A 1,099-nucleotide genomic window follows, 5' to 3' on the forward strand; every position below is an offset into this window, starting at 1 on the left:
GCCGAAGGGGTGATCACTCCGCGGCGCACCGCGGGCGATGCCCGACGTCGCGGACGGGGTCGGGGTCGGGGTCGTGTGAAGTGACCGGACGTACCGACCCCTCACTGGCGAGCTCCGCCAGCAGCCGTTGCGTGTGGAGTCTGGCGGTTTCGTCGTGCTGTGCGGAGGCGGCGAACGCCTCGACTGCGGGCGGTGCCGCGTAGGGGAGCTGCGCTCAGCTACTGGCAATCGGCGAGGCGGCTGCACGTCTCGGGGTTTCCACGCATCTCCTTCGGCACCGGGAGGCCGAAGGGGTGATCACTCCGCGGCGCACCGCGGGCGATGCCCGACGCTACGACCGGAGCTACTGGACGTGTCGTGACTGCGCGTCCCCCACGTTATGACGCACAGCATCGACCGCCACCGCGGGAAAGCGAAGCGGGCCCCGACCGTCACCGGTCGGGGCCCGCTTCGTCCTGCTCACAAGCGGTAGCGGTGGGATTTGAACCCACGGAGGAGTTGCCCCCTCACTCGCTTTCGAGGCGAGCTCCTTCGGCCGCTCGGACACGCTACCGAGAGGAACTCTAGCCCACTGAGGGCCTTGGGTCGAAATCGGTTGGAGGGCCTGTAGGGGGCGCGGGGGGTGCGGTGCGGAAGAAGGTGGTGAGGAGGGCGGCGCACTCCTCGGCCAGCACCCCGTTCACGACCTCGGGCCGGTGGTTGAGGCGGCGATCGCGGAGGACGTCCCAGAGGGAGCCGGCGGCCCCCGCCTTCGCGTCGGGGGCCCCGTAGACGACGCGCTCCACCCGGGAGAGCACGGCTGCCCCGGCGCACATCGTGCAGGGCTCCAGGGTGACGACCAGCGTGCAGCCCGGCAGGCGCCAGCGGTCGCCCCGGTGCCTGGCCGCCGCACGCAGGGCGAGGACCTCGGCGTGCGCGGTCGGATCGCCGTCCGCCTCGCGGGCGTTGTGTCCTGTGCCGAGGACGGCGCCGTCCGGCCCGAGGACGACGGCGCCGACCGGCACGTCCCCCGTTCCCGGTGCCTGTTCGGCCTCCGCCAGCGCCAGCCGCATGGGCGCGCGCCAGCGGTCGCGCACCGGGTCAGGGGAGGGGGTGGGCG

2 protein-coding genes and 1 tRNA gene are annotated in these 1,099 nt (G+C 73.1%); 1 reads left to right on the forward strand and 2 read right to left on the reverse strand.

Going from position 1 to position 1,099, the window contains the following annotated elements; all coding sequences use genetic code 11:
• The first annotated feature begins 227 nt into the window (after positions 1 to 227).
• Positions 228 to 383: a MerR family DNA-binding transcriptional regulator gene (locus AB8Z75_RS34995; RefSeq protein ID WP_369209184.1), complete on the forward strand. Its 156-nt coding sequence runs from the start codon at positions 228 to 230 to the stop codon at positions 381 to 383.
• Positions 384 to 466: 83 nt separating this feature from the next.
• On the opposite strand, the gene AB8Z75_RS35000 is transcribed toward AB8Z75_RS34995, so the two are convergent.
• Both AB8Z75_RS35000 and tadA read right to left on the reverse strand, forming a co-directional pair.
• Positions 467 to 553 (reverse strand) — tRNA-Ser (locus tag AB8Z75_RS35000).
• A 10-nt stretch (positions 554 to 563) separates the two neighbouring features.
• A partial coding sequence (tadA, locus tag AB8Z75_RS35005; RefSeq protein WP_369209182.1) for a tRNA adenosine(34) deaminase TadA occupies positions 564 to 1,099 on the reverse strand: 536 nt, incomplete at its 5' end.

Origin of the sequence: Streptomyces sp. PU-14G (assembly GCF_041028275.1) — a bacterium.
In the GTDB taxonomy this organism is placed as follows: Bacteria; Actinomycetota; Actinomycetes; order Streptomycetales; family Streptomycetaceae; genus Streptomyces.